The organism is Enterococcus sp. AZ109 (genome assembly GCF_051714625.1).
In the GTDB taxonomy this organism is placed as follows: domain Bacteria; phylum Bacillota; class Bacilli; order Lactobacillales; family Enterococcaceae; genus Enterococcus_A.
In genome coordinates this window covers 1,353,613-1,376,606 of sequence record NZ_JBIOSF010000001.1, presented here as the reverse complement: position 1 = coordinate 1,376,606, position 22,994 = coordinate 1,353,613, and the positions used below count along the sequence as shown (strand labels likewise).

At 39.4% G+C, this 22,994-nt stretch carries 19 protein-coding genes; 15 read left to right on the top strand and 4 right to left on the bottom strand.

What is annotated here, in order from left to right:
• The first annotated feature begins 10 nt into the window (after positions 1-10).
• Complete coding sequence (glf, locus tag IGI42_RS06525) at positions 11-1,111, top strand: UDP-galactopyranose mutase (RefSeq protein ID WP_438715021.1); 1,101 nt, start codon at positions 11-13, stop codon at positions 1,109-1,111.
• Between the two features lie 32 nt (positions 1,112-1,143).
• On the opposite strand, the gene IGI42_RS06520 is transcribed toward glf, so the two are convergent.
• Positions 1,144-2,448 (bottom strand): GHKL domain-containing protein, encoded by a 1,305-nt coding sequence (locus tag IGI42_RS06520; protein ID WP_438715020.1) that lies wholly within the window; start codon positions 2,446-2,448, stop codon positions 1,144-1,146.
• Positions 2,449-3,156 (bottom strand): LytR/AlgR family response regulator transcription factor, encoded by a 708-nt coding sequence (locus IGI42_RS06515; RefSeq protein ID WP_438715019.1) that lies wholly within the window; start codon positions 3,154-3,156, stop codon positions 2,449-2,451.
• A gap of 203 nt (positions 3,157-3,359) precedes the next feature.
• Between IGI42_RS06515 and IGI42_RS06510 the strand changes: the two genes are divergently transcribed.
• The 6 genes from IGI42_RS06510 (at position 3,360) to ahpF (ending at position 12,820) form a co-directional block, all read left to right on the top strand.
• On the top strand, positions 3,360-5,753 hold the full coding sequence (locus IGI42_RS06510) for a glycoside hydrolase family 3 C-terminal domain-containing protein (RefSeq protein WP_438715018.1): 2,394 nt from the start codon (positions 3,360-3,362) through the stop codon (positions 5,751-5,753).
• Between the two features lie 15 nt (positions 5,754-5,768).
• The gene (locus tag IGI42_RS06505; RefSeq protein ID WP_438715017.1) at positions 5,769-6,290 is read left to right on the top strand and encodes a hypothetical protein; all 522 of its coding nucleotides are present in this window, start codon (positions 5,769-5,771) and stop codon (positions 6,288-6,290) included.
• 2 nt (positions 6,291-6,292) lie between these two features.
• Positions 6,293-7,306: a glycosyltransferase family 2 protein gene (locus tag IGI42_RS06500; protein WP_438715016.1), complete on the top strand. Its 1,014-nt coding sequence runs from the start codon at positions 6,293-6,295 to the stop codon at positions 7,304-7,306.
• A gap of 227 nt (positions 7,307-7,533) precedes the next feature.
• Positions 7,534-10,443: a glycoside hydrolase family 3 protein gene (locus tag IGI42_RS06495; protein WP_438715015.1), complete on the top strand. Its 2,910-nt coding sequence runs from the start codon at positions 7,534-7,536 to the stop codon at positions 10,441-10,443.
• A gap of 257 nt (positions 10,444-10,700) precedes the next feature.
• Positions 10,701-11,264: an alkyl hydroperoxide reductase subunit C gene (ahpC, locus tag IGI42_RS06490; protein WP_438715014.1), complete on the top strand. Its 564-nt coding sequence runs from the start codon at positions 10,701-10,703 to the stop codon at positions 11,262-11,264.
• Between the two features lie 11 nt (positions 11,265-11,275).
• Complete coding sequence (gene ahpF, locus IGI42_RS06485) at positions 11,276-12,820, top strand: alkyl hydroperoxide reductase subunit F (RefSeq protein WP_438715013.1); 1,545 nt, start codon at positions 11,276-11,278, stop codon at positions 12,818-12,820.
• A 61-nt stretch (positions 12,821-12,881) separates the two neighbouring features.
• Here the strand turns inward: ahpF and spx are convergent, their stop codons facing one another.
• A complete protein-coding gene (spx, locus tag IGI42_RS06480) occupies positions 12,882-13,307 on the bottom strand; it encodes a transcriptional regulator Spx (RefSeq protein WP_438715012.1) in 426 nt (141 codons plus the stop codon).
• Positions 13,308-13,872: 565 nt separating this feature from the next.
• A complete protein-coding gene (locus IGI42_RS06475) occupies positions 13,873-14,781 on the bottom strand; it encodes a magnesium transporter CorA family protein (protein ID WP_438715011.1) in 909 nt (302 codons plus the stop codon).
• Positions 14,782-14,952: 171 nt separating this feature from the next.
• Between IGI42_RS06475 and IGI42_RS06470 the strand changes: the two genes are divergently transcribed.
• The 8 genes from IGI42_RS06470 (at position 14,953) to IGI42_RS06435 (ending at position 22,976) form a co-directional block, all read left to right on the top strand.
• Complete coding sequence (locus tag IGI42_RS06470; protein ID WP_438717018.1) at positions 14,953-15,708, top strand: DeoR/GlpR family DNA-binding transcription regulator; 756 nt, start codon at positions 14,953-14,955, stop codon at positions 15,706-15,708.
• 430 nt (positions 15,709-16,138) lie between these two features.
• Positions 16,139-16,567, top strand: coding sequence for a galactose-6-phosphate isomerase subunit LacA (lacA, locus tag IGI42_RS06465; protein WP_438715010.1), 429 nt, complete (start codon positions 16,139-16,141; stop codon positions 16,565-16,567).
• A gap of 17 nt (positions 16,568-16,584) precedes the next feature.
• The gene (gene lacB, locus IGI42_RS06460; protein ID WP_438715009.1) at positions 16,585-17,100 is read left to right on the top strand and encodes a galactose-6-phosphate isomerase subunit LacB; all 516 of its coding nucleotides are present in this window, start codon (positions 16,585-16,587) and stop codon (positions 17,098-17,100) included.
• A 12-nt stretch (positions 17,101-17,112) separates the two neighbouring features.
• Positions 17,113-18,042, top strand: a complete 930-nt coding sequence (gene lacC / locus IGI42_RS06455; protein WP_438715008.1) for a tagatose-6-phosphate kinase — start codon at positions 17,113-17,115, stop codon at positions 18,040-18,042.
• Between the two features lie 14 nt (positions 18,043-18,056).
• Entirely contained in the window at positions 18,057-19,028 is a 972-nt protein-coding gene (gene lacD / locus IGI42_RS06450) for a tagatose-bisphosphate aldolase (protein ID WP_438715007.1), read from the top strand.
• Positions 19,029-19,370: 342 nt separating this feature from the next.
• Positions 19,371-20,363: an ABC transporter ATP-binding protein gene (locus IGI42_RS06445; protein WP_438715006.1), complete on the top strand. Its 993-nt coding sequence runs from the start codon at positions 19,371-19,373 to the stop codon at positions 20,361-20,363.
• A gap of 1 nt (position 20,364) precedes the next feature.
• Positions 20,365-21,369, top strand: coding sequence for an ABC transporter ATP-binding protein (locus IGI42_RS06440; protein ID WP_438715005.1), 1,005 nt, complete (start codon positions 20,365-20,367; stop codon positions 21,367-21,369).
• Complete coding sequence (locus IGI42_RS06435; RefSeq protein WP_438715004.1) at positions 21,366-22,976, top strand: ABC transporter substrate-binding protein; 1,611 nt, start codon at positions 21,366-21,368, stop codon at positions 22,974-22,976. The genes IGI42_RS06440 and IGI42_RS06435 overlap by 4 nt, the downstream gene beginning before the upstream one ends.
• Positions 22,977-22,994 lie beyond the last annotated feature (18 nt).

The window sequence follows — 22,994 nt, the reverse complement described above, 5'->3', positions numbered from 1 at the left end:
AGGACAAGTGATGACAAATTATTTAGTCGTCGGTAGTGGGTTGTTCGGTGCTGTTTTTGCCAGTCAAATGGCAGAAAGAGGCCATCAAGTAACAGTGCTGGAGAAACGGGCCCATCTTGCCGGCAATATCTATACCAAAGAAATCGAAGGCATTCAGGTTCATCAATATGGTGCCCATATTTTTCATACATCGAATAAGAAAATTTGGGATTTTGTGAATCAATATGCCCAATTCAACCGTTTTACCAATGCGCCAGTGGCGTTAAGTAAAGGCAAGCTGTACAATTTGCCTTTTAATATGAACACCTTTTATGCACTATGGGGCTTGCGGACACCGGCTGAGGTAAAAGAAAAAATTGCTCAGCAAAGCCAACTGCCCCACAACAAAGAACCACAAAATCTAGAAGAACAAGCGATTTCGCTAGTGGGCACCGACATTTACGAAACCTTAATCAAAGAATACACCGAGAAACAATGGGGACAGCCCTGTTCAGAACTGCCGGCGTTTATTATTCGCCGATTACCTGTACGCTTGACTTTTGATAACAATTATTTCAACGACTTATATCAAGGGATTCCGGTGGGAGGCTATACTCAGATTGTTGAGAAAATGCTGGATCATCCCAACATTCAAGTTCAGTTGAACACTGACTTTATGCAAAACAAAGAACAATGGCTGAAAAACTATGAGAAGATTATTTATACCGGTATGATTGATGAATATTATGACTACCAGTATGGAGAATTGGATTACCGTTCGTTGTCTTTTGAACACGAGACATTAGACACGGATAACTTCCAGGGAAATGCGGTCATTAATTATATTGATAAAACCGTACCCTACACACGAATCATTGAACACAAGCATTTCGAATATGGAACACAGGGAAAAACGATTATTACTAAAGAATATCCAAGAACTTGGCAAAAAGGTGAGGAACCTTATTATCCAGTGAACAACGAAAAAAATCTGCAAACCTATCAGCAATACAAAGCATTAGCTGACCAGGACCAGCAAGTAATTTTTGGTGGACGTTTAGGCATGTACCGTTACTTCGACATGCACCAGGTGATTGAAGAGGCGTTAAATTTAGTCTCAAAAGAAGGATAAAAAAATCCAGCGAATTTTTTTCGCTGGATTTTTTAAGTAATAGGCAATAAGACTTTCAAAGAGAACCAATTATTTTCGTGACTGATGGTCATCGTCCCATTATATTTATTGGCAACATAATAAATACTCTTCAAGCCATACCCGTGATATTCTTTGTCATCCTTAGTTGTTTGAGGCAAACCATTTTCAAAGGAAAGGTCATCATCACTATAATTATTCAGTAAAAACAATACAAAACCGGCTTTTTGTTCCACACGTAATTTGATTAGACGTTTGTCTCTATTGGCATTTTTTAGTGTAGATTCAATCGCATTATCCAACGCATTTCCCAACAAACTGCAAAGATCCATCGTTTCAATAAAATCCAATAACTTTCCATCCACAATACAAGTAAAGGTAATCTTGTTTTGAATACAAAAGCTGTTTTTTCTTGTTAAGATAACGTCCATGATCGCATTGCCAGTTTTGACTGAGGCCTGATACTGGGTGAGGTCTTTTTTTAATTGATGGACATATTCCTTTCGCTTATCCGGTTCAGGTTCCATTTCAATGATGTCTAATTGGTGCTTTAAGTCATGGAACTTTTGACTGACCAGGGCATTGCTTTCACGAAAGGCTTCGTATTGCTCATATTGCGACTGCAAAACATTGTTGATCGATGAAAGCTCATTTCTCAGATAAATATCGTAGCGCATACTTTCTTGAATATACAAAATCAATAACCCGCATAGATTAATAAACGTGCGGAAAATGAAAATCGACTGGACATCCCCCGCAACCAAAAACGTTTGGTAAAACATAAATCCCATATTGCTCACGGTGAAAATGATAACGGCAGAAAGTGCCGCAATAACAACTTCCCGCTTCTTTATGTTCTTTAAGACCGCCTGATGAGGACTTCTTTTTTCAAAAACGTAATACAATAACGACAAAAATATGTACATTGTAAGCATAAATAGTACCGTAACCGCCATATTCTCAGTTGATCTTAAGAAAAGCAGGCAGTATAACTGCCAAGAAACTGAGGCGATAAATTCAGCAAAAATAAAGGCCTTACACAAGTTATAAAAATAACTGAAATTAGAGGCATCTACAGCAATAAATAAAGTCAGCAGCATCCACAACACATTTAAAAACATCCCCGGGATCCAAAAAAGCAAAGGCCAAGTACCTACAAATAATTGTAAGACAATTTGACCAAGTCCCATGAAAGGTAAAAGCAACAGTGCCTCTTTTTTCCAAGTCGATTTATCAAATTGAGCAATCACAAAAAGGCAGGCAATCCACTCAGCAAGTGCCGTATAAAAACGCGGAATATTTGGTAACACTTCGTTCATTTAGAGTCCTCCACTTCCTAAATAGTTGGTCAAAGCTGTTAAAAAATCTTTTTTCCGTGGACGGCTGATTCGCAAATCGAATCTGCCGACATGTGCGGTATTCCCGTCGATTGCGCGAACATGCTTCAAATTGACTAAATAACAATTATTGCACCGAAAGAAGTGTTTGTCTTTTAGTTCAGTTTCAGTATTTTTCATCGAACCTAAAAGGGAATACACTTGGTCATTGGTATAAAAATATAGATAGTGTCCTTCACATTCAACATAAATTAAATCCTCCAGAAGGATCTTACGGATTCCCGAATTTGTTTTAATAGTAATAGTTTCATGTTTTTTATTCGATAATTTTTCAATAATCTTTTTAAAATGTTCACTAAAGTTGAAATAAGTTAAAGGTTTTAATAAAAAGTCCTCAGCATTAACGGCATAACCATCAATCGCAAACTGAACGTAATTTGTGAGAAAAATAATCACTACGTTCGGATCGATCGCTCGAATTTTTTTTGCAGTGGTCATCCCATCCATTATCGGCATTTCTACATCAAAATAAATAACATCAAATTCCCCGTGATACCTCTCGATTATTTCAATCCCATCGTTAAAAGGGGTGATAGTAACAGGTATACCATTTTCAACTGTATAGCGATTAACAAGTGAAATAAAGCAATTCTGTTGCTGAATATCATCTTCCACAATAGCGATTTTCATGTAATAAACCTCCTCTAACATCAATCTACACCAATTTATTATAACTGTTGCTATTGCTAAAGCAAGCTTCTTTTTGCAAAATAATGACTAGCCGCCTACCAAAAAAGCAGGTTATGAATAAAAAGCAGCAAAGTATGAACAGACTGTTTGATACCGCTTCCTTAAATGATAAAGTGACCTCATAAATCGAAAAGGTGAAGAGTATGCTAAAGAATAAAACAATAATCGACAAGCTAACTGTAGAACAAAAAGCTTCTCTAATGTCAGGAAAGAGCACGTGGGAATCGCAAGATATTCCAGAAGTAGTACCAGCGATTTTTATGTCGGATGGTCCTCACGGATTAAGAAAGCAAATGGGAGAAGCAGACCACTTAGGCTTAAATGAAAGCCTGCCAGCAACCTGTTTTCCGACAGCTGCGACCTTAGCCAACAGCTGGGATGAGGGATTGGTTTATCAAGTAGGTAAATGTATTGGTGAAGAAGCGAAAGCTTTAGGAGTACATGTCGTATTAGGACCAGGTTTAAACATTAAGCGCAATCCTAAATGCGGTAGAAATTTTGAATATTATAGTGAAGATCCTTATTTAGCCGGTAAGCTAGCGGCTTCCAGCATCCGCGGAATCCAGGCCAACGGGACAATCGCAAGTCCGAAACACTTTGCTGCTAACAGTCAGGAATATCGCCGGATGGCTTCGGATTCTATTGTTGACGAGCGAACGTTACGGGAAATTTATACCACTAACTTTGAGATTGCTGTCAAAGAAGGGCAGCCTAAATCAATCATGTCCTCCTACAATTTAGTAAACGGAGCTTATGCCAATGAAGATTCCTATTTACTGCGGGACATCTTGAAGGATGAATGGGGCTTTAAAGGCTTTGTAGTATCCGACTGGGGCGGGGACAATGATCATACGGCTGGTGTGAAAAACGGCAGTCACTTAGCAATGCCAACTTTAGGCAAAAATGGCACGTTGGAGTTGATTGAATCAGTCAAAAACGGCAAGCTGGATGAAGCGGTTTTAGATCAACGGGTGGATGAATTTTTAACAGTAGTTAACTCAGTGGATGTGTCACCAGCTGACGGAACGATTGATTGGACCCAGCACCACGAAGTAGCCAAAAAAGCCGCAATGGAAAGCGTCGTCTTGTTGAAAAATGAGGACAATGTATTGCCGTTGGATAAAACGAAGAAAGTCGCAGTTATTGGGGATTTTGCCCAAACGCCTCGTTACCAAGGAGCAGGATCTTCTGTTGTAAATGCTAAGAATTTAGAAACAACCTTAGATGTCATTGGAAACTATCCGTTGACAGTTTCTGGTTTTGCTAAAGGCTATGAACGTGGCGGCAGAAGTAACGATCAATTAGTGAACGAAGCCTTAGCTTTAGCCAAAAAGAGCGACGTAATTTTACTTTATGCAGGATTGGATGAAATTCTGGAAAGTGAAGGAATGGACCGTACAACGATTGATATGCCGAAAAATCAACTTGCCTTAATCCAAGAGTTGGCTGAAACAGGAAAGCCAATCATCGTTGCTTTATCAGCTGGTTCAGTCGTGGAATGCTCTTGGGAAAATAAAGTTCAAGGGATTTTACATGGCTATCTTGGTGGAGAAGCCGGAGCCAGCGCCATGCTAGAAGTCATTTGTGGGCAGCATAATCCAAGTGGGAAATTAAACGAAACCTATCCGCTTACTTATCAAGATGTTCCTTTTGGCAAAGAGTTCCCAGCTAAAGGCCGCTATGCTTACTACAAAGAAGGAATTTATGTCGGGTATCGCTACTATGATACCGCGAAAAAAGCGGTTCGCTATCCCTTTGGTTATGGCTTAAGCTACTCCAGCTTCCAGTATAGTGACTTACAGATAACAAAAACAGGTATAAAAGCGGTGATTACCAATACCAGTGAAACGGCTGGTGCGGAGATCGTTCAGCTATATGTAAGTAATCCATCTTCTACATTGCTACGACCAGAAAAAGAGCTGAAGGGTTTTACTAAAGTCTTTCTACAACCCAAAGAAAGTCAAACCATCGAGATCGCTTTCGACGACAAGACTTTCCGCTACTATGATGTGAAAAGCAGATCATGGAAGACAGAAGCCGGCGAATACAAAATCATGCTAGCTAGTTCTGTACAAGACATTCGGTTGGAAGGTCAATTGCAAGTAGAGGGAACCAAACCAGAAAGCACACTTCTACAGCCAAAATATCAACGTGTTGCACTTGAAGAGGTCACATTAGAAGATTTCGCAGAACTATATGGAAAGCAGCTTCCTCATGAAGAAGCTACCGGTCAGCGACTGCTGGACCGAACAAGTATTATAGCTGAAATGAGTCAGGCGAAAAATCCTTTGGCCCGCCTCGTTCATCGGATTATTCGCAGCTTGCTGAAAAGAAGTGAGAAAAAAGGCAAACCAGATCTGAACCTATTGTTTATATCTAACATGCCGTTTAGAGCGATTGCTAAAATGACCAACGGTATGGTCAGCCTTGCAATGGTTGATGAAATGCTTGTAATGGTTAATGGGCACTTTTTCAAAGGCTTTGCTGGATTAATCAAACAATTCTTCCAAAATCGGAAGCTTCAGAAATCAAATTAGGATAGGAGGTCTACCATGAAACAAAGTGAGTCAAGCAATAAACTGGTGCAGACAGTTAAAGGGTTTAAAAATGATCACCCAGATCTGTACGAATTCATTTTATTTAATATTATGAGCAATGTTGCCACAATTACGAATTTCGTTGTGCTGTGGGTAAGTACCGGAGTTCTCTTTTCGAGCTTAAGTGATATTCCGTTTAACTGGTTTATCTTTAACTACGGAACTGAGCAAGGTGGTTTAGGTGGTTTCTTAAGTTTCTTAACGGCATATATCTGTGCTCAAATCGTCAACTTCATTGTTCAACGAAAAGTAGTCTTTTCTGCGACAGTGGATGTGAAAAAAGTGTTACCTTGGTACATTGCTACGGTAACTGTTGCTGGGCTAATCTCAGTTTGGCTACCGCCTTACGTGATCGCACAGTTATCTCCATATATTGGTAAATTTGCCCCAACTGTCGCAAATATTGTCAACATTGTGATTCAAGTTCTGATAAACTATCCAATGATGAAATTCAAAATAATGAAGAAAGAAAATTGATCATGAAAATACTTAGTTTAATTGTTCCTTGCTATAACTCAGCAGATTATATGGAACGTTGCATTAACTCCTTATTGTTGGGTAGAGAAGAAGTAGAAATCATTATCGTTAATGATGGGTCCACTGACCGAACGGCCGAAATTGCTGAACACTATGCCGATCAATTTCCCAAGGTTGTGAAAGCTGTTCATCAAGAAAATGGTGGACATGGTCAAGCAATTAATACGGGAATCGAGCATGCAACAGGCCAATACGTAAAGGTAGTTGATAGTGATGACTGGTTAGATGCGAATGCCTATCATCAGGTGTTGGAAATGCTCAATGAAGCAATCCAAAAAAATCACTCAATTGATATGCTGATCAGTAACTACGTTTACGAAAAACAGGGTGTGAAGAATAAAAAAGTTATCTCTTATGAATCCTTTTTACCAGTAAATGAGAAGTTCTCTTGGGAGGACGTCCGGTTTCCGTTAGGGAAATATTTACTCATGCATTCGGTCATTTATCGTTTAGACATTCTAAAGGAGCTTTCTCTAAAATTACCACAACATACGTTTTATGTGGATAACTTGTATATTTTTCAGCCGCTCCCATTAGTAAAAAATATGTACTACTTAGATGTGGACTTATATCGTTATTTTATTGGCAGAGATGACCAATCGGTGAATGAACAAGTAATGATTCAGCGGATCGATCAGCAATTAGCTGTTAACAAGCGAATGGTCAGCTTTTATTCGGATACAAAGGTAGAAAATGAAAGCTTGTTAAAATACATGCAACGCTATGTAGAAATTATTACGACGGTTTCTTCGATCTTTCTAATCAAAGAGGGTTCACCTGACAGCATGTTGAAAAAGCAGGAATTATGGCAGTTCATCCGTGAGAGTGATCCTGTCTTATACAAGAGATTACGTAGAGGACTGTTTGGGCTCGGTGTGAATCTTCCAGGGAAGCTAGGGCGAAAAACAGCTATTGGCGCTTATCGAATTGCCAAAAGATTTTATGGGTTTAATTAGGGTTCAACGCTTGTTTTCAACTGGTTTTAATCAGTTGGAAACAAGTTATGAATAAATAGCAACAAGATATGAAATAGTTATTTCATTGTCTATTTAGGTTGCTATACTATGCCTTGTAAAGGGTTACATATCGTTTTCAACTTGAGATAAACCGGTGTATCTCAAGTGGGGGAAATAGGGGTATCAGCTTTGCAAGCTAATTTTTCATAATATGGAAGGGGATACAAATGAAAAAGTATCGTAAGCTATTAATACCGCTTGTAATTGTGTTAGCAATTGCAGGTTTTGCAGCATTTTATCTAAACAAATTAAGTCAAGACGGCGTTTTGAACATGGCAGATGTCTATGCAACGATTCAAAAAGTATCGGTTTACTTAATTCCAGCAGCCGTTTTACTCGTACTTATCATTATTGCTCTTATCGTCTTTAGAAATAAAGATTGGAAATTCAAATTCTGGCTAAAAGGCGAGTCTTTAGTAATCATGCTGATTGCTATCATGCTGACTGTAAATACCATTATCTTTGGTCCAATGTCTAATTTATTCAACTTGAATTATGCTAGCTTAAATGATGTTAGTGCAGCAACCTTAGAAAAAAATGGTGAGCTAACGAAAGAAATTGCCAATGAAGGAACGGTTCTATTAAAAAACACCGATAACTATCTGCCACTTGAAGATACAGAGAACTTAAACGTATTTGGTTGGGCTTCAACCAATCCGGTTTATGGTGGTACTGGATCAGGAAATGTGGATACAAGTAATGCCACAACTATTTTAAGTGGATTAGAAGAAGCCGGTTTTAGTCTAAATGATCAATTATCTGATTTTTACTCAGACTATCGCACCGATCGTCCAGAAGTTGGCATGTGGGCGCAAGATTGGACGTTAGTTGAGCCTAAAAGCAGCGATTATTCAGATAAACTGATTGACGATGCAAAAGAATTCTCCAATACTGCCTTAATTGTTATCTCTCGTGTAGGTGGCGAAGGTGCTGACCTGCCAACTAACATGAAGGGTGAAGGCATCACATATGAAGGAAATGACGGCGATTTTGAAGACGGCGACCATTATCTTCAGTTATCAAAAACTGAACGAGACATGGTGGACCTAGTTACGGATAATTTTGAAGATGTTATTGTTTTAGTTAACTCCTCCAATGCGATGGAGCTTGGCTGGTTAAACGACTATGACAATATCAAAGGTGCTTTATGGATGGCTGGTCCTGGTGCGACTGGATTTTCTGCTTTAGGTGATATCTTAAAAGGGGAAGTAAACCCATCAGGTAAAACAGTGGATACCTTTGTTTATGACCTGCAACAAACACCAACTTGGAACAACTTTGGTGATTTCTCTTATGATGACAGCAAATATAAATTCATTGATTACGTTGAAAATATCTATGTAGGCTACAAGTTCTATGAAACATACTATCAAGACAACGAAGAAGGCTACTCACAAGCCGTTCAATACCCATTAGGTTATGGACTAAGCTACACGACCTTTGAACAAACAATGGGTGACTTGAGAACGGAAAGTGACGGCACGATCACCTTTGACGTAACTGTTCGAAACACTGGTGATGTTGCTGGTAAAGATGTCGTGCAAGTTTACTTCACTCCGCCATATCAAGATGGGGGCATTGAAAAAGCAGCTACGAACGTCTTAACCTTTGAAAAGACTGACGAAATCGCACCAGGTGAAAGTCAAACGTTGACTGTCTCTTTCAATCAAGAAGACATGGCATCATTTGATAACCAAGATGCACAAGCGTACGTTTTAGAAGAAGGCGAATATACGATTGCGCTGAAAGAAAATGCTCATGAGTCATTGGATAGTAAAGTCTTTACTTTAGGCCAAACAATTACTTATGACGCAGATAACAAACGTAGTACAGATGAGGTAGTAGCAACAAACCAATTTACTGACTTTGCCACTGGTGAAGTGGACTACTTAAGCCGTGCGGACAACTTTGCAAACTACGAAGAAACAACTGCAAGACCTGAAAGTCGTCAACTAACTGACTTAGAAAAAGACGGTCTAACCAACGCTGACGATTATGAAATTGTCAACGATGATGAAGACGAAATGCCTAAAACAGGTGAAAAGAATGGGATGGAATTAAATGATTTAGTGGGTCTAGACTTCGATGATGCGCAATGGGAAACCTTGCTAGATCAAATGACAGTCAAAGACATGAGCAACCTGATCACTTATGGTGGGTACCAAACAGTGGCTGCTAAATCAGTCGGCAAACTGCAAACCTATGATTTCGATGGTCCCGCAGGTATCAGCAGTTTCTTTGTTCAAGCCAAAGGCACAGCCTTCCCAACAGCAACAATGATTGCTGCAACTTGGAACAAAGAACTAGCGAAGGATCGTGGCGAAGCAGTCGGTGAAGAAGCTGCCGAAATCGGTATTTCTGGCTGGTATGGTCCAGCAATGAACATTCATAGAAGTGCTTTTTCTGGCCGTAACTTTGAGTATTACTCTGAGGATGGCGTGATTTCAGGTGTTATGGCAGCAAACGAAATTGCTGGTGCGAAATCTAAAGGCGTTTACTCTTACATGAAACATTTTGCTTTAAACGATCAAGAGACTAACCGTACGGATCTATTGTTAACTTGGTCTACTGAGCAAGCAATTCGTGAAGTATACTTGAAACCATTTGAAATGGCAGTTAAAGACGGCGGTGCTAATGCAGCAATGTCAGCCTTCAACTACATTGGCAATCAATGGGCTGGTGGAAGCTCAACCTTACTTAATACTGTATTACGTGATGAGTGGGGCTTTGACGGATTTGTCTTAACAGATTACTTTGGCGGATATGGTTACATGGATGCAGACAAAGCGATCCGTAACGGAAATGACATGATGCTTTCAACTACAGGTGAAACCGGCGCTGGACTTGATGATACAGAAAGTGCTACTGCTGTTCAGGCGATGAGAACAGCGGCTCACAATATTCTGTACACAGTGGTTAACAGCCGCGAGTACGAGAATTATGAATCAGCTTCACAATGGATGCCTTGGCAGCAAACAGCGATTAAAGTCAACATTGCTGTTGGTGTAGGAATCGTTGCGATCCAAGCGCTAATCATCTACTTATACAGAAGAAAAGCTCGTAACACGGTAAAATAGTAAAAACTGAGACTACTATATCAAAGCTTAAGAATAGTTAATCGGATGATCCGCTTACCAGTAAGGTGACAGCGGATCATCCGATTTTTTTGTACTAAAATGCAAATTTCGTAAAAAAAGTGTTTACAATAGAACAAGTTTCTGATTATAATGATTATAAAGTAACGAGAACAGCAAACTTAGTATTTACCGTTTTATCATTCGGTTTTTTCAATTAAGGAGCGCTATTCTCAATATAAAACAGGAGGAATTTACTAATGTCATTAATCGGAAAGCAAGTAGAAGAGTTTCAAGCAAATGCGTATCATCAAGGAGAATTTATCGAGGTTTCTCAAGAAAATTTAATGGGTAAATGGAGTATTGTTTGTTTTTATCCAGCTGATTTTACGTTTGTTTGTCCAACTGAATTGGAAGATTTACAAGAACAATATGGAAAATTAAAAGAGTTAGGCGTAGAAGTTTACTCTTGTTCAACAGATACCCACTTTACACATAAAGCTTGGCACGATACTTCAGATGCGATTGGCAAAATTGAGTACACAATGATCGGTGATCCTTCTCATCATATTTCACGTATTTTCGACGTATTAGATGAAGAATCTGGTTTAGCACAACGGGGCACCTTCATTATCGATCCAGACGGAATCGTGCAAGCGATGGAAATCAATGCAGACGGTATCGGCCGCGATGCAAGTACCTTAGTAGACAAAATCCGTGCGGCGCAATACGTTCGCACTCATCCAGGTGAAGTTTGTCCTGCTAAATGGAAAGAAGACGGCGAAACATTGAAACCAAGCTTCGACCTAGTTGGCAAAATTTAAGGAGCGACTTTATGTTAGATAATGAAACGAAAGCACAATTAAAGCAATATTTAGAACTATTAGAGTCAGATGTCATTTTCACAGCCAGCCTGTCAGATGACGAAAACTCAACCAAAGTTGCTGAATTTCTAAACGAGGTAGCAGAAATGACTCCTCGTATCACAGTGGAAAAAGCGGACTTGTCTCGTACACCCAGCTTTGAAATTAATCCTTCAGGCTCAGAAAAAAGCGGCATCGCATTTGCTGGACTACCAATGGGGCATGAGTTCACTTCATTTATCTTAGCTTTGCTGCAGGTTAGCGGACGGGCACCAAAAGTAGATGAAAAGATTATTAAACAAATTCAAACAATCAGCAAAACCCTACATTTTGAGACGTATGTCAGCTTAACTTGTCACAATTGTCCGGATGTGGTTCAAGCCTTAAATATCATGTCTGTGGTGAATCCAAACATTTCTCATACCATGATTGAAGGCGGTATGTTCCAAAAAGAAATCGACGAAAAAGAAGTAATGGCTGTTCCAACAGTCTTTCTAGACGGTGAAGAGTTTAGCAGCGGGCGTACGACGATTGAACAATTGATCGAAAAAGTAGCTGGACCAATGGATGCCGAAGAATTTGCGGAAAAAGAACCTTTTGATGTCTTAGTCGTTGGCGGTGGACCTGCTGGTGCTAGTGCAGCGATCTATGCCGCACGTAAGGGAATTAAAACCGGCATGGTTGTTGAGACCTTTGGTGGTCAAGTACTTGAGACACTAGGGATTGAAAACGTTATTGGTACACCTTATGTTGAAGGCCCACAATTAATGCGTCAAGTGGAAGAACATGTGAATCAATACGGCGTTGATATAATGAAAGGTCAACGGGCAAAAGCCATCCGTAAAGGGGAATGGATTGAAGTTGAGCTGGAAAACGGCGCGCAATTAAAATCAAAAACGGCAATTCTTTCTACCGGTGCTCGCTGGCGTGCGATTAATGTGCCTGGAGAAAAAGAATTCAAAAACAAAGGAATCGCGTATTGCCCACATTGTGACGGCCCCTTATTTAAAGGCAAAGATGTTGCAGTAGTCGGCGGCGGAAACTCCGGGATTGAAGCAGCGATTGACTTAGCAGGACTGTCTAAACATGTTTATGTAGTAGAATTTTTACCTGAGTTAAAAGCAGATAAAGTCTTGCAGGATAAATTGTATCAATTGGATAACGTAACTGTGATTACTAATGCTGCGACAAAGGAAATTACCGGTTCTAGTCATGTTGAAGCAATTACTTACACTGATCGGGGAACGAATCAAGAGCATACCTTAGACGTTGAAGGTGTCTTCATTTTGATCGGCTTAATGCCTAATACCGAATGGTTGAAGGATTCTGTTGCTTTGACTGATCGTGGTGAAATCTTAGTTGATAAGCACGGTGCTACTAACGTAGAGGGAATCTTTGCGGCAGGAGACTGCACAGACAGTGCCTACAAGCAGATCATCATCTCGATGGGATCTGGCGCTACGGCTGCATTAGGTGCCTTTGATTACACCATTCGGAATGAATTTCCAGCAAAATAAAAATGACAAAAAAGCTGCGAATTTCGCAGCTTTTTTGCGTTGAGGGATATATCGTTAGAGATTAGGCTAAGCTTTGTTTTTCTAATTCCATGAACACTAACATTTTTGCCATTTCCTTAGCAGCCGTACGACGGATTTTACGTGGGACGAATTGATGAATCTCATCTTCATTGTAACCTACTTGTAGGCGCAACGAGTCTAAAATAATTGGACGACGTAACAAACCAGGATACTTTTCAATCAACGCAATTAATTCATTGGTTGATAGACTATCAAAATCAATATTAAGCTTCTCATAGATTTTCGAGCGGGTTGAAATAATTTCTTCGGTACCAGCCTCAGTTAATGAAAGGATTTCTCTAATTTCATTAGCGTCTAATGGGTTTGAAAAAATATTGCGTTCTTCAAATGGAAGACCTTTCGCTTGTAACCAGGCTCTCGCTTTTCTACATGACGTACAACTCGGGGAAATATACAATTTAATCATTTAATGTCCTGCCTTTCTGAAGTTGGGAAATTTATTATATAAATAACTAGAATTATCTTACACACACTACGTTACAGTAAATTTTATCATTTGTGAAATTTTTGAATTAAATAAGTGGCTAAAATATACTTATTCTAATTTGTAATCTAGATTAAAAAAACATGAAAGGAATGTAATTTTATATTGTAATTCGAGTTAAAAAGGCTATTTGTGGGGATTTTTCTAATCTTTTCACTTAAAGTGTATAACTAGCGGGGGGAGTAGCAGCGGTTTCAATCAAAAAATTCTTAAGAATCGAAAAAACTGATTTAATTGATTTTTTCACTTTTCTTCATAAAAAAAGTTGAATTAGAAAATTGTCCTAAAGTAAAATTGAAGCAGTTTCTTCCTATATATATACAGCTATTTCATAAAATTACAGAAAATGATTAGACTGATATAATTTTTTGCGACAGTAATCCTAAGCAACAACCCTTATTTATTCATTTTAGAAAAATTTATTCATCTCGGAATATAGAAAAAGATCGGATCGCTACCAACTATCTGGCAACAACTCAATCAAAAATCAACGTTTTATGAGTCTACGAAAAATTAACGACAGCCCAAACCACAGAACAAGACTAATCACAATTGTAATTAGCCAACCCGAAGCATTGTTTTCTAGTGGCAAGGGCATATTCATACCAAAAAATCCAGTTATAATAGTAGGAATGGTCAGTAATACAGACAAAACAGTTAAGATCCGCATGGTATCATTCAGATTATTATTTAAGATATTGTTGTAGGTTCTGGAAAGCTGATGCAAAATTTCCGAAGACAAATTTGTCATTTCGACTAGCTGTTTGGCTTCAATTAACGCATCATCTAGCTGCTCTTTTTCTGAATCGGATAGTTGTTTATAAATTGCATGTGCTTTTATTTGCTCCAGTAATACGACATTTTGTTTTGATGCCGAAATGAAAAAGACAATCCCGGTTTCTAAATCAGATAAAGCCAGTAGATTTTGTTTCGTTGCTTTCTCTTTTAACTTGCTGCTTACTTTGGTGCGGTCACGATTCATTTCCTCAACGAAAGGAAAGAAGGCATCAGTGATAATAAAAAGACTTGTAAACAAAAATTCGAAAATGGTCATTGAGGGGAATTTTTCGAGATAATTTTGCATTTCAAAAAAAAGGTATTGATTCCTTTTATTAGTCACCGTGATAAGTATCTGATCTTTAATAATAAAGGTCATGGGTATGGTTTCATAATGATTATCAATTTTCAACCGATTAGGGACATTGTAAATCAAAACGAACGTTCCAGCAGCTTTATCATAATCCAGATGGGCACGTTCATTTTGGTCTAATGAATATTCTACAGCTTCTTTGTCTATTTGATATTCAGTATATAGCTGAGCAACTTCAGCCTTATCTTCAGTAGTAAGATTGATCCATGTATTTTGATTATGGTTAAACGTTATTTTGGTTTGCATCAGTATCCTCATTTCTATCTCAGCAAGTTCGCTTCATTTTATCTTTTATTTGGTAAAATAGAAAGTACCCGCTGTTTTCACTTCCGATTGAAAAAAGATGAATGTGTAATTAGCAAATTCCTGTTATTATAGAAGCAAATGAAATTGATGATAAAAATAGGGGTGAACCCATTGTTAAAAGACGAACGACAAAAGGCGATTATGGATTTATTAGAAGCCACAGGTACAGTGAAAGTGAGTGATATCATTAAACAATTGTCTATATCTGATATGACTGCTCGCCGCGACTTAGGTGAATTAGAAAATCAAGGGTTGTTAGAACGAGTCCATGGTGGTGCCCGACTAAAGAATTACATCCGTAGCCATGAGCTTACTCATCGTGAGAAGCAGATTATGCACATCGAAGAAAAACAGGCAATTGCCCGCAAAGCGGTGGAGATGATTCAAGAAGACGAAACGATTTTTTTAGGTCCGGGAACAACAATAGAGCTGTTAGCTGAGCTGATTACTATCCAATCTGTGCGGATTGTTACTAATTGTTGGCCTGTTTTCCAACAATTAAGTAAAGAAAATAGTTTACGAAAAGTCTATTTGTTAGGTGGAGAAATGCGTAGCACCACTCAGGCCTTTTTTGGTGAAATCACTAACAAGAATTTGATGGATATGCATTTTCACAAAGCCTTTTTCAGCTGTAATGCACTTTATGAGCAAGATATTATGACTTCCACCTTTGAAGAAGGACAAACCCAAGCGATTGCCTTGGATAACTCCGTTGAAAAATATCTACTTGCCGACCATTCGAAAGTTGGTCAAAAGGATTTTTATTCCTATTATCACTTAAAAGATGTAACAGCTGTTATTACGAATCAAGAGGCCAGTGAAGCCTATACCCGAATCGAAAAGGAAGAAATCCTTTTAGCTCAATAGTGTACCTGATCAAAGAAGTGGTTGTGACGTTTTATGTCACAACTACTTCTTTTTTTTATGTGGAAAGAAAAGAATTTTTTACAATTGAAAAAGTTATAACGACAATGTTTCTGATGTCTGGCTTCACAAACTAGTTTTGTCAACACTAAGCGAGTTTGCGAAGCCTTTCTTATAGTAATCTCTGTTTGTTTTTGGTTGCTATATCCGGTTAAAAAACCTTTTTTAGTCAGCATGCAAACACTAACAAACTTATTTAAACAAAAAACAGTTGAAAAATGTTTGTTTTTGTTCTATTATGGTTGTATAGATCAGGACATACAGCTGGGAACAAACATTATCGATCAATCAAAATAATAAGCACTAGTGAGATGTGACGGCTACCAACAATATATGACCGTCATCAACTAAATTCCATAAAGGAGGAAGCAACATGCGTGTAGTAATTGGATCGGATCAAGAGGGAATGGTATTAAAAGAGTTCATTAAAGAAAATTTGAGTAAAGAAGGTCACGAGGTCGTCGACAAAAGTGAAAAAGCTTCTAAAGATTTTGTGGAATCTACTTTATCAATTGCCCAAGACCTGTTAGAAAACGAAGACAGCTTAGGGATTGCAATTGACGGCTATGGTGCCGGCAGCTTTATGGCGGCAGTCAAGGTCAAGGGAATGGTGGCAGCAGAGGTTTCTGACGAGCGTACTGCTTATATGACAAGAGAGCACAACAATTCACGGATGATTACACTAGGATCAAAAATCGTTGGTTGTGAGCTAGCTTTAAACATCGCTAAAGAATTTCTAGCAGCAAATTACGATGGCGGGCGTCATCAGGTTCGCGTAGATATGCTAAATAAAATGGCTTAAGAGAGGACGGAAAAAGAATGAAAATTGCACTAGGATGCGACCACATTGTAACAGACACAAAAATTGCCGTATCAGATTTTTTGAAATCAAAAGGACACGAAGTATTGGATGTTGGAACCTATGACTTTACGCGAACTCATTACCCGATTTTTGGTAAAAAAGTTGGAGAAGCAGTAGTAAGTGGTAACGCAGATTTAGGCGTATGTCTGTGTGGAACGGGTGTTGGAATCAATAATGCGGTAAACAAGGTTCCTGGCGTGCGTGGGGCATTAGTTCGTGACATGACAACGGCGATTTATTCCAAAGAACAATTAAATGCCAACGTGATTGGCTTTGGTGCTCGGATTACTGGCGAGTTTTTAATTTGCGACATTATCGAAGCTTTTATTAACGCAGAGTACAAAGAAGATGAAACCAATAAAGAATGGATTGCCAAAATTGATCATATTGCACAGGCAGCTGAGGAACAGTTCTCTGAAAACTTTTTCGATGAGTTTATTGAAAAATGGGATAGAGGAGAATACCACGACTAAGGAGACAAAAAAATGATAGTGACCATTACCATGAATCCTTCGATTGATATCTCCTATCCGTTAGCAATCCTTCAGCTAGATACTGTGAATCGTCTAAGCACTGTTAGCAAAACAGCAGGTGGCAAGGGGTTGAATGTTACTCGCGTCTTGAAGCAATTAGGGCACGAGGTCATTGCTAGCGGACTATTGGGCGGCTACATTGGTGAGGGAATCAAAACTGAATTAGAGACAGCTGGGATTGCGCAACAATTTTCGCCAATCGCTGGAAACACGAGGAATTGTATCGCCATCTTACACGAGGGCCATCAAACGGAAATTCTCGAAAGCGGACCGGTCATTTCAGCAGATGAAGCCGAGCAATTTTTAGAGTTATTAGACAGCTTGATCGAAAAAGCCGATGTATTGACTATTTCCGGTAGTTTGCCGCAGGGGCTGCCAGCCGATTTCTATGTTGAAATTATCAAACGCTCGAATCTGGCAAACAAGCCTGTGGTACTAGATTGTTCTGGGGAAGCGTTGCAACAAGTATTGGAGAGTTCGCACAAACCTTACTTGATCAAACCCAATCGTGAAGAGTTGTCTGACTTAATAGGACAACCTATGGAAAATAAAGCAAGTATTAAAGCAGCCTTACAAACTAACTTATTTGCTGGTATCGAATGGGTAATCGTTTCGCTAGGTGCTCATGGAGCAATCGCTAAACATCATAATACTTTTTATCAAGTAACAATTCCTAAAATAGACGTAGTCAATCCAGTAGGATCGGGTGATTCGACGATTGCCGGATTTGCTGCTGCGATTGCAGAACAGGCAACGGCGGAGGAATTACTGAAAATGGGAAATACGTTAGGCATGTTAAATGCGCAGGAACAAACAACTGGAGCTGTTAATTTAGCCAACTATCAATCACTTTTTCAACAAATACAACTAACTAAATTCTAGAAAGCAGGTAAATCATGAACGAAACAAAAAGAAATTATCTGAAGCAGTTAAGCAATGACCAAGGAATCATCGGCGCTTTAGCTATCGACCAGCGGGGTGCACTGAAAAAGATGATCACAAAATCCAAGGGTTCTGATGCAACAGACGAAGAAATTATCGAGTTTAAGCAGCTCGTTTCCGAAGAATTAACACCTTATGCGTCAGCTATTTTGTTAGATCCAGAATATGGCTTGCCTGCTGCTGAAAGTCGCGATGAGAATGCCGGCTTATTGCTAGCTTATGAAAAGACAGGCTATGATGCTTCAACACCGGGACGTTTACCAGATATCTTATCGGTTTGGTCGGTGAAACGCTTAAAAGAAGCGGGGGCAGATGCGTGTAAATTCTTACTTTATTACGATGTGGATGAAGCGCAAGAGATTAATGAACAGAAAAAAGTCTTTATGGAGCGAATTGGTTTGGAATGCGCAGCTGAAGAATTGCCTTTCTTTTTAGAACTCGTTTCCTACGATGCCAAAAATGCTGACAGCAATTCTCGGGATTATGCCCAGGTAAAACCTCATAAAGTCATCGACATGATGAAAGAATTCTCTGATGCTCGTTACGGAGTGGATGTGTTGAAAGTCGAAGTACCTGTTAATATGAACTATGTAGAAGGGTACACGGATGAAGAACCTGTTTATACAAAAGAGCAGGCAGCGGCTTACTTCAAAGAGCAATCAGAAGCAACGGAGTTACCATTTATCTTTCTAAGTGCCGGAGTGAGTGCTGACTTGTTCCAAGAAACCCTGCGCTTTGCTAAGAGTAGCGGTTCTACATTCAACGGTGTTCTATGTGGAAGAGCCACTTGGGCTAATGGTGTCGAACCTTACATCCTTCAAGGGAAAGATGCTGCTCGTGAATGGTTGCGGACACAAGGACGCCAAAATATCGAAGGATTAAATGCAATCCTTAGTGAAACGGCTACACCCGTTGATCTCAAATAACAAAAAAACACCTTTCAAAGGTGTTTTTTTTGTTATTTAAATACTATTATTTTAGACATGGCAATTTTTAATGGAATAATATAGTAGCTTGTAGAGTAGATTTTAAATAAATAGCTAATCATATTTTAATCAGCTTGTTAGCTTTCGGTATATGTTATTGATAATGAACTGACTTGTTCACCCAAACACAATGTTGTCTTGACAAGGTTTTGGGGACTGTTATAATTATTACACAAAGTAGCCGGTGAAAATTCTGAATTAAATTTTTTTAGAAAGATTAGAAAGCGCATACACATCTAATGTTAAATTAAAGAATGACGAGTGTGGGGAGACAATTATTTTATGGAAGAAGAATTGTTACGTGTAGATCAGCTGACTGTTCAGTTCAAAACCTATAACGGCACAGTGACAGCTATCGATAACTTAGATCTTCAATTAAATACAAATGAAACATTAGGAATCGTTGGTGAAAGTGGGAGTGGGAAAAGTGTGACCTCCCTTAGTATTATGGGCTTGTTAGATGAAGATACCTCTTCAGTAACTGGTCATGCTTTTTTTAAAGGAAAAGATCTGATTAATATGCCGGAAAAAGAGAAGCAGCATTATCGGGGAAACCAATTGGCCATGATCTTTCAAGAGCCGATGACCTCTTTAAACCCGCTACATAAATGCGGCAAGCAAATTATGGAGTCCGTGCTGATTCATGAAAAGATCAGCAAAGAAGAAGCCAAAGCTAAGGCGATTGATTTGCTGCAACTAGTGGGAATTCCAGCACCTGAGCAGCGTTTTAACGAATATCCTCACCAAATGTCCGGAGGGATGCGTCAGCGGATTATGATTGCAATGGCTTTAGCCTGTGATCCTCAGTTATTGATAGCTGATGAACCGACGACAGCCTTGGACGTGACGATTCAAGCACAAATTCTAGAGTTATTAAAAGACTTGAAGGAAAAATTGAAAATGGGCATTATCATGATTACCCATGACCTGGGGGTAGTTTCCGAGGTCTGTGATCGGGTAGTGGTAATGTATACTGGTAAAATTGTTGAACAAGGCAGCATTCGAGATATTTTAGATGAGCCGATGCACCCGTATACCGAAGGCTTGATTGCAGCTATTCCGAAGATGCAGGAACAAAAGGAACCGCTAAATAGTATTGATGGCGTAGTTCCACGGTTAGATGATATGCCGAAAGGCTGCAGTTTTCATCCGAGGTGTCCGTATGCAATGGACATTTGTAAAGAAAAACGTCCAGCATTATCTGAAGCTGCAGAAGGTCGCAAAGTTCGTTGCTTTAAATATTCTTCTGCTGTGGAAGCTGAGGTGAGCCGATAAGATGGAAGTAAAAGAACCGATAGTCGTGTTAAAAAATGTAAAAAAATATTTTGATATTCGTGACAGCAAAGGACAAAAAGGCACCTTAAAGGCAGTCGATGATGTCTCTTTTGCGATCAAAAAAGGGGAAACGTTTGGACTAGTTGGTGAAAGTGGTTGCGGAAAAAGTACGTTAGGGAAAACCCTGCTCAATTTATTTCCGATCACTGACGGTACGATCTACATTGAAGGACTGGATGTCACCAAGCTGAAAAGTCGTAAAGAAAAGGTTGAATTCGGTTCTAGGGTTCAACTGGTGTTTCAAGATCCATCGGCTTGCTTGAATCCAAGAAATCGGATCGGAGCAATCTTAGCTGAACCGTTCAAAATTCACCATAAAAAAGACATGTCCAAACAAGAAATCGATCGAAAAATTGATGAGCTATTAACAATGGTTGGCTTAGCACCTGAGTATAAGCATCGATATCCCCACGAAATGTCGGGAGGACAAAAGCAGCGGATTGGAATTGCTCGCGCATTAGCATTAAATCCTGAAGTCATTATTTGTGATGAACCAGTCTCTGCCTTGGATGTATCGATTCAGGCACAAGTCATTAATTTACTAGAAGAGCTGCAGGAAAAAATGAATCTAACTTATTTGTTTATTTCTCATGATTTAGGGGTTGTGTATCACATGTGTGATCGGATTGCCGTGATGTACTTGGGAAATATTGTTGAATTGGCAGATAAGAAGGCGCTATATGAGGACACCTTGCATCCATATACGCAAGCCTTGATTTCGGCGGCACCGACGATTGATCTGGAGAAAAAAGATCGAATCGTGCTGAAAGGTGATGTACCTAGCCCGTCTAATCCGCCTAAAGGCTGCAAGTTCCATACGCGGTGTCCTTATGCGATGCCAGTTTGTGAAGCAGAGAATCCACCATTAACTGAAGTAAAAGACAATCACTTTGTGGCTTGTCATTTATGTAAACAACCAAACACTGAGGGAGGAAATGGGATATGAAAAAGCATCGAAAGGTCGTACTGGGGTTACTAAGCGCATTAGTATTGTTGTTGACGGCTTGCGGCGGAGGCGGAGAGACAGATGATTCAGGGGGAGGTTCTAGTAGTGGCAGTGGAAATGGCGACAATACGCTAATTGTTGGAATGGACTCAGACTTGAAAACCTTGGACCCGGCACACGGTTACGAAGTGTACGGCAACATGATTTATTATGCTCTTTATGACAATTTATATCGCACCTATGACACATCTACTCCCGAGCCTTCACTAGCTGTAGAGCATGAATTGGATGATACTCAAACTGTTTACACCTTTAAGTTGAAAGAAGGCGTAAAATTCTCCAGCGGGAATGATTTAACCTCTAAAGACGTGGCTTTTAGTATTAATCGGACAAAGAACTTGAAGAGTAATACTAGTCCTATAACTGAAAATGTGAAAAGCGTCGAAGCACCAGAGGATCATACAGTAGTGATCACCCTGAATGAACCCGATGCAGCCTTCTTAGTAAAGCTTGCCAACAACGCATTTGCGGTTCTTGATTCCGAGGTGGTCAAAGAGCATGGCGGAACCGATGCGGAAGATGCAGCCACTGCTGATACAGCCGAAGAATGGTTAAACCAAAATTCAGCAGGTTCTGGTGCGTATGTCTTAAGCGAATGGAAACAAAATGTCGAAGTTGTTTTAGACCGCAATGAAGAATATTGGGGCGAAGTGAAGAACGACAAAGTTATCTGTAAAGAAATTCCTGATGTAAATACGCAAATCCAAAACTTGAAGCAAGGAGACATTGATATTGCTTTAGGTATTGGGGTGGATAATGCTTCACAACTGGAAGGTCAAGACGGGGTTGAATTAAGTAACTATACTGGAACATCCACGACTTTCTTATTAATGAATGATGATCCGGAAGTCGGCGGACCGATGGCTGATCCAAAAGTTCAAGAGGCTGTTCGTTTGGCGATCAACTACAAGGAATTGTTGGAAATTTGTGGTGACAAAGCAGTCTTGCCATTAAATATTGTACCGCAGGGCTTTACTGGAGCATTGGAAAAAGAAACTGACTTTATGGATTTAGATGAAGCCAAGAAATTGATGGAAGAAGCTGGCTTTGCAGACGGTTTTGACGTGAAATTCACCGTAGCTAACTTTGATACAGAAGGTATGTCTTGGACAACCATCGGTCAAAAAATCAAAGATGACCTAAGCAAAATCGGCATCAATGCGGAGATCGAAACTTCGGAAATCGGGGTAGTCATTGATTCTTACCGTGAAGGAAAAGAAGCCTTCCTATTAATGCATTGGCACCCTGATTACATGGATATTAACAACCAGTTAGCCTTCTTACCAGGTGAAACCATTGGGGAACGTGCAAACTGGGAAGATCCATCTGACGGCAAGATTGGCGAGCTGCAAAAAACGATTGAAACAGAATCTGATGAAGACAAACGGGCAGCAGCTTCTGAGGAATTACAAGAATTGATTGCTCACGATATGCCGTATGCTCTTTTGGTTCAACATCCGAAGGTATTAGCATATCGCAGTAATTTAGATGGCGTAAACTACTACGAAGTTCAAAAAATCAACTTCCAGGATGTCGCTATCAACTAATTTAGACGCAAGGAGCAA